This is a genomic window from Streptomyces alkaliphilus, from assembly GCF_014141535.1.
Classification (GTDB): Bacteria; Actinomycetota; Actinomycetes; order Streptomycetales; family Streptomycetaceae; genus Streptomyces; species Streptomyces alkaliphilus.
The window spans coordinates 1-6,841 of record NZ_VKHT01000171.1 but is presented as its reverse complement, the minus strand read 5'-3'; the positions used below and the strand labels follow the sequence as shown (position 1 = coordinate 6,841).

At 71.4% G+C, this 6,841-nt stretch carries 5 protein-coding genes and 1 other RNA gene; 5 read left to right on the top strand and 1 reads right to left on the bottom strand.

Translation table 11 applies throughout. The features are described from left to right. Positions 1 to 57: 57 nt before the first annotated feature. From FNQ90_RS08215 to FNQ90_RS08195, 5 genes are read left to right on the top strand one after another with little or no spacing between them, the layout of a single operon-like run. Positions 58 to 285, top strand: coding sequence for a 4Fe-4S dicluster domain-containing protein (locus FNQ90_RS08215; RefSeq protein WP_067240494.1), 228 nt, complete (start codon positions 58 to 60; stop codon positions 283 to 285). Between the two features lie 14 nt (positions 286 to 299). Further along, positions 300 to 1,643, top strand: a complete 1,344-nt coding sequence (locus FNQ90_RS08210; RefSeq protein WP_182605767.1) for an ABC transporter substrate-binding protein — start codon at positions 300 to 302, stop codon at positions 1,641 to 1,643. Beyond that, complete coding sequence (locus tag FNQ90_RS08205; protein WP_182605766.1) at positions 1,640 to 2,524, top strand: ABC transporter permease; 885 nt, start codon at positions 1,640 to 1,642, stop codon at positions 2,522 to 2,524. Before FNQ90_RS08210 ends, FNQ90_RS08205 begins: the two co-directional genes overlap by 4 nt. Further along, entirely contained in the window at positions 2,508 to 3,275 is a 768-nt protein-coding gene (locus FNQ90_RS08200; RefSeq protein WP_182605765.1) for an ABC transporter ATP-binding protein, read from the top strand. The genes FNQ90_RS08205 and FNQ90_RS08200 overlap by 17 nt, the downstream gene beginning before the upstream one ends. An 11-nt stretch (positions 3,276 to 3,286) precedes the next feature. Then, the gene (locus tag FNQ90_RS08195) at positions 3,287 to 6,061 is read left to right on the top strand and encodes a fumarate reductase/succinate dehydrogenase flavoprotein subunit (RefSeq protein WP_182605764.1); all 2,775 of its coding nucleotides are present in this window, start codon (positions 3,287 to 3,289) and stop codon (positions 6,059 to 6,061) included. 328 nt (positions 6,062 to 6,389) lie between these two features. Here the strand turns inward: FNQ90_RS08195 and rnpB are convergent. Further along, positions 6,390 to 6,799: RNase P RNA component class A (gene rnpB / locus FNQ90_RS08190), an RNA gene on the bottom strand. Between the last annotated feature and the right edge of the window lie 42 nt (positions 6,800 to 6,841).

Below are 6,841 nucleotides of genomic sequence, written 5' to 3'. Positions count from 1 at the left end.
CCTCCCTTCGAGTCCCTCCCCCGCGAAGACCCCGGCGCGACATTTTCGGAGACAGCCATGCCCCTGGTGCCCCAGCGAGCCGACGTACCCGTGACCATCGACGAGTCGAAGTGCATCGACGGCTGCACGCTCTGCGTGGACATGTGCCCGCTGGACTCCCTCGCCATCGACACCGACAGCGGCAAGGCGTACATGCACGTCGACGAGTGCTGGTACTGCGGTCCGTGCGCGGCCCGCTGCCCCACCGGAGCCGTCACGGTCAACATGCCCTATTTGCTCCGGTGAGAGGACGAAGCATCATGAAACGCACCGCGGTCGCGGTATCCGCGGCTCTCCTCCTGCTCCCGCTCGGCGCGTGCGGCGGTACCTCCGCGGCAGGCGACGACACCACCGTCACCGTCACCGTCGGCTACCAGTCCAAAACCATCAACACGGTCACGGCCGGCACCCTGCTCCGCTCCCTCGGTTACTTCGAGAGGCACCTGGCCTCGCTCGACGACGGTGTCACCTACAAGGTCGTCTGGGAGGACCACGCCACCGGCGCCCCCATCACCGCCCAGATGACCGCCGGGAAGATCGACATCGGCTCGATGGGCGACTTCCCACTGCTCATCAACGCCGCCCGCGGCGAGGAACTCGGCCGCCCCACCAAGCTGGTCTCCGTCACCGGCTACAACCTGCGCGGTGGTCTCAACACCATCGTCACGACACCCGACTCCACACTCACCTCACTGGAGGACCTCAGGGGCCGGAAGATCTCCACGAGCGTCGGCTCCGCCGTCGACGGCACACTCGTGCGAGCCCTGCAACGCGCGGGCATCGACCCCGAGCAGGACATCGAGAAGCTCAATCAACAGCCCGCCGTGGGCGCTTCGGCTCTGGCCGCGGGCAGCGCCGACGCGCTGGCCCAGTTCGTCGCCTGGCCGGGCCTTCTCGCCCACGAGGGCAAGGCGAAGGTGTTGTACGACGGCGCGCAGCTGGACCTGCCCACCTTCCACGGCGTCACCGCGCGCAAGGACTTCGCCGAGGACCGACCGGCCGTCCTGGAAGCCTTCCTGAAGGCCCAGGACGAAACCACCGACTATCTCAACACCCATCCGGTCGCCGCCGCCGAGAAGGTCGCCGAGGCCACCGATCTACCCGCCGAGGTCGTCTACCTGTACAACGGCGCCCACGGCATCTCCACCTTCGACCCGACCGTCAAGCCGCAGCTCGTCTCCGCGCTGAAGCAGAACGTGTCCCTTCTGAAGGCGGCGCAACTCACCGACGACGTGGACGTGGACGCGTTCGTGGAGGACCGGTACCTGAGAAAAGCGCTCGGGGCGGCGTACGCGGAGCGGCTCGCGGCCACGCCGCCCGATCCGGCGAGCGAGGTGTGGCCGAAGGACGCCGGGACGACCGAGACCTTCGGGACCCCGAGGGAGCTCCTGGCCCACGTGGCCGCCCACCCGGATGGCATTCGCGCCGCCTACGTCCCCGACGCCACCACCGGCACCCTCTGGTTCGCCGACAAGGCGGTATGGGTGGTCGACGGCGAGAAGCTGCTGCCGTTCGTCGCCCCCGCGACCGCGCGGGCGTACATCGACAGACACGACGGGGCGCGGGTCATCACGTATGCCGACGCCCTGGAGCGTGCCTCGTGAGCCGGCCCGCCCCACGCCTCGCCCGGTACGCCCTGCGGGGGGCCGCCCTCGCCGCCGCCCTCGGTCTGTGGCAACTCCTGACCGGCCTGGACATCGACCTGTGGCTGCGTTTCTCGCAGTTCCCCACGGTCACCGATATCGCCCACGCCTTCGCCGACCGGCTGACGGGGGCCGACTACTGGACGGACCTCACCGACAGCCTGACCCGCATCCTCAGCGGCTTCCTGCTGGCGGCGGTGCTCGGTGTGGCAGGGGGTGTGCTCGTGGCACGCTCCCGACTGGCGGAGGACCTGCTGGGGCCCCTGCTGGAGGTGGTGCGTCCGATTCCGGCGATCGCCCTGGTTCCCGTCGCCATCCTCCTCTTTCCCTCCAACGAGCAGGGCATCGTCTTCATCACCTTCACCGCCGCCTTCTTCCCGGTTCTGGTCTCCACTCGGCATGCCGTCCGCGCGTTGACCCCCGTGTGGGAGGAGGCCCTGCTGACGATGGGCGGCGGCCGATGGCGCATCCTCGGCTCGGTCGTCCTGCCGGGCTCCCTCCCGGGCATCTTCGGCGGCCTGTCGGTCGGTATCGGCGTCTCGTGGATCTGCGTGATCTCCGCCGAGATGATCTCCGGCCAATACGGCGTCGGCTACCGCACCTGGCAGGACTACACGATCGTGAACTACCCGGGCGTCTTCGTCGGCATGGTCACGATCGGGGTCCTGGGCTGGCTCACCTCCACGGCCGTGGAACTCCTGGGCCGCCGCCTGACCCGCTGGCTGCCCCGCACGTCGTACGTCCCCGGTGCGCGCGTCCCGCGACGGACGCACGGAGCACCCTCCCGCACGGAGACCGGACCCGGGCCCAAGGAGGAGGTGTCCCGTGAGCAGTTCGTCTGACGTCCGTTCACCGTCCCTCACCGGCACCCGCCTCACCCTGCACGGCGCCGCTCTCGGACGTCCCGGCGCGCCCGTGCTGGACGAAGTGCACCTCGATGTGGCCCCCGGGGAGATCCTGACCGTCGTCGGCTCCTCCGGCTGCGGCAAGTCGACCCTCCTGCGCACCCTGGCCGGCCTTCTGCCCCCGCTCTCCGGAGAGATCACGCAGAACGGACGCCCCTTGACCGCCCCGTCCGCCGAACGCGCCCTCGTGTTCCAGGAGGACGCCCTGCTCCCCTGGCGCACCCTGCTCGCGAACGTCGAGCTGCCACTCGCCGTCAAGGGATTGCCCCGTGCCGAACGCCGTATCCGGGCCGAGGCGTGGCTGGAGCGGGTCGGGCTCGCCGAACACGCCCGGCGTCGGCCGCACGGCGTCTCCGGTGGCCAACGCCAGCGCGCGCAACTGGCCCGTGCCCTGGCCCCCGGGCCCCGGGCCATTCTGATGGACGAACCCTTCGGCGCCCTGGACGCCCAAACCCGCGCCGGCATGCAGGATCTGCTGGTGGAGGTGCTGCACGGCACGGGCGCCACCGTCGTCTTCGTCACCCACGACGTGGACGAGGCCCTCTTCCTCGGCGACCGGGTGGCCCTGCTGGGCGCGGGCCGCCTCATCGCCGTACGGGACGTACCCCGCCCGCGCGAACGCGCCGCCCACGACGACCCGGCGCGTATCGCCCTGCGGCGCGAAGTCCTCACGTCACTCGGTTCCTGAAAGGCATCCCGGTGGACACCCCTCTGCAAATCCCTGCCCTCACCGAAGCCGAGGAGATCAGCTGCGACGTCCTCGTCATCGGCGGAGGCACCGCCGGCACCATGGCGGCCCTGACCGCGGCCGAACACGGGGCGGACGTCCTGCTGCTGGAAAAGGCACACGTACGCCATTCCGGCGCCCTGGCCATGGGCATGGACGGTGTCAACAACGCGGTCATCCCCGGCCGCGCCGAGCCCGACGACTACGTCGCCGAGATCACTCGGGCCAACGACGGCATCGTCGACCAGTCCACCGTTCGCCAAACCGCCACCCGCGGCTTCGCCATGGTACGGCGACTGGAGTCGTACGGGGTGAAGTTCGAGAAGGACGAGCACGGCGAGTACGCCGTACGCCAGGTCCACCGCTCCGGCTCCTACGTGCTGCCGATGCCGGAGGGCAAGGACGTCAAGAAGGTTCTGTACCGGCAACTGCGGCGACGTGAGATGCGGGAGCGGATCCGGATCGAGAACCGGGTGATGCCGGTCCGCGTGCTCACAGCGGAAGGGCGCGCCGTGGGGGCGGTGGGCTTCCACACCCGAACGGGCGCCTTCGTCACGGTCCGCACGGGTGCGGTGATCCTGGCGACCGGCGCGTGCGGCCGCCTCGGTCTACCGGCCTCCGGCTATCTGTACGGCACGTACGAGAACCCGACGAACGCGGGGGACGGCTACGCGATGGCCTACCATGCGGGCGCGGAACTCACCGGCATCGAGTGTTTCCAGATCAACCCGCTCATCAAGGACTACAACGGTCCGGCCTGCGCCTACGTCGCCAACCCCTTCGGGGGCTACCAGGTCAACCGGCACGGCGAACGCTTCGTCGACTCCGACTACTGGTCGGGCCGGATGATGGCCGAGTTCGCGGCCGAGGTGGCCGGTGACCGGGGCCCGGTGTACCTGAAGCTGAGTCATCTGCCGGAGGAGTCGATCTCGACCCTGGAGTCGATCCTGCACTCGACCGAGCGCCCGACCCGCGGCACCTTCCATGCCGGTCGCGGACACGACTACCGCACCCACGACATCGAGATGCACATCTCCGAGATCGGCCTGTGCGGCGGCCATTCGGCCTCGGGGGTACGGGTCGACGACCACGCCCGTACGACCGTCCCCCGTCTGTACGCCGCCGGGGATCTGGCCTGTGTCCCGCACAACTACATGATCGGCGCGTTCGTCTTCGGAGACCTGGCGGGCGCGGACGCGTCCCGGTACACGCCGTACGAAGGGGAGTTGCCCCTCCAGCAACTCCGAGAGGCGCACGAGCTGATCTACCGCCCTCTGCGCAACCCCGACGGTCCGCCACAACCCCAGGTCGAGTACAAGCTGCGCCGCTTCGTGAACGACTACGTGGCGCCACCCAAGTCCGGCGCACGGCTGTCGCTGGCGCTGGAGACCTTCGAGCGGATGCGCGCCGACATCGCCGCGATGGGTGCCCGCACCCCACACGAGCTGATGCGCTGCGCGGAGGTGGATTTCATCCGTGACTGCGCAGAGATGGCCGCGCGGGCCTCCCTGGCCCGCACGGAGTCCCGCTGGGGCCTGTACCACGAGCGCCTCGACCACCCCCGTCGTGACGACGCCTCCTGGTTCCACCACCTCGACCTGCGCAAATCCCCCACCGGTGCGATGGAGTTCACGGCGCGTCCCGTGGCTCCCTATGCGGTCCCGGTCGACGGCTTCACCCCGGTCGGCGGGCCCTCCCGCCACCTCGGCGAGGTCCACCCGGAACAGGTGGCGACCGCGGGGGCACGGGAGGCGGCACCGGTGGCGATACGGCAGGAGTCCACTCCGACCGCCATGCCCACCCGCCCCGGTACCGGCGCGGAGACGCCGGCCACACCACGCCTGCTCGAACTCCTCTCCCTCGCGGAGGACGAGCCCCGGCTCTCCTCCCTCGTCCCCTACCTGACCAACCCCGATCCCACCATTCGCCGAACGGCCGTCACCGTGCTCACGGAGACGGTGCCCCCGGGCACCGGACCGGCGCTGGCCACCGCCCTCACCGACCCCGACGCCGGTGTCCGCGCCACCTCGGCCGCCTCGCTGCGCGAACTGGTCGAGACGCTGCCCCCCGAACCGAGCCTGCGCGACGGCCTGGTCACCGCCCTGTCCGAAGCCGATCCCGTGGCCCGCGCCACCGCGCTCGACGTCCTGCGTGTCCTGCGCCTCGGTGGAACCGGGCTGTTCACGGCCTCCTTGTCGGACGTGGACATCTCCGTGCGTATCGCGGCAGTGCGAGCACTCGTGTCGGTCGGCGCCTCCGGGGAACTGGCCCGTGCGGCGACCGCCGACCCCTCCCGCGAGGTCCGCGTCACCATGGCCAAGGCCCTGGCCACCGTCACCGCCGGAGAACCCGAAGGAGCCACGTCGGCCGGCCCGGGACCCGACGTGGTGCTTTCGGCTCTCGCCGAACTCATCGACGATTCCGACGCCCTGGTGCGTGCAGCCGCCTACGAGGCACTCGGCACAATCGGCTGCCCCGCGCCCCTGGCCGCACGCGCCGAGGCGGCTCTCTCCGACCCGGCCTGGCAGGTACGGGCCGGCGCCGCCGCCGCCCTCTCCCTCACGGCTCCCGAGCTCGCCGTGCCCGCGCTCGCCAAGGCCCTCACCGACCCGAACGCCGATGTCCGCAAGGCCGCCGTGGTGGCACTGACCCGACACCGGGGCGCCGAGGACGCCCGAGCGGCCCTGGCCACGGCCACGACGGACCCGGACGCGGATGTCAGGGCCTACGCGGCCCGGGCACTGTGACCGCACCACCGCGATCGGGCAACCGGGCCCCCGAGCCGGGGTCGGCCGGGCTTCCCCGACCCCGCGCCGGGGTCCCGGAAGCCGGTGGGGTGAGCCGGCACCCGCCCGTGCGGGGGCGATCCGATTCCCCGGGGGCGCACTCCTGCTGATGGGTGGCCGACCGGGGCCCGGCCCCGCGCGGCACCCGGACCGCCGGATCAGGGGCGTACCGGGGCGGCCTTCCGAGGGACGGGACGGCCGGAGCGGGAAACAGCGGGTACCGGGACCACCGATGAGGGACTTCCCGGCCCCGGGGGGGGGAGAAGCCCTCCGGGGGAAGGGGCAGCGGCAGACGAGTCGCGCTGTACGCCGGGTTCTGTCTCCCCGGGCCCTCGCGGCCCCGGGGGAGGCGGTCATCCATCTAGGACTGCCGTTGCCGACAGCCTCCAGCGGCCCACCCGCGGACTCGGGCGGGCAGCCCTCGAACGTCCGCGCAGGACCGCCTCGCGGCGGTCCCTCTCGGCCTTGCTCCGGGTGAGGTTTACCGAGCCGCCCGGGTCACCCCGGGCGCTGGTGGTCTCTTACACCACCGTTTCACCCTTACCGGGTGCCGCCGAAGCGGCCCCGGCGGTCTGTTTTCTGTGGCACTGTCTCGCGGGTCGCCCCGGGTGGCCGTTGGCCACCACCCTGCCCTGTGGAGCCCGGACGTTCCTCGGCGACGCCCCGGTGGGGCGTCGACGCGACCGCCCGCGCGACTCGTCTGCCGTGATCACATCGTACCCGGCCGGGCCTCCCCTCCCC

Excerpts from the sequence above, each read along its gene's own strand:
- FNQ90_RS08215 (WP_067240494.1), top strand. The coding sequence starts at position 58 with ATGCCCCTGGTGCCCCAGCGAGCCGACGTACCCGTGACCATCGACGAG.
- FNQ90_RS08210 (WP_182605767.1), top strand. The coding sequence starts at position 300 with ATGAAACGCACCGCGGTCGCGGTATCCGCGGCTCTCCTCCTGCTCCCG.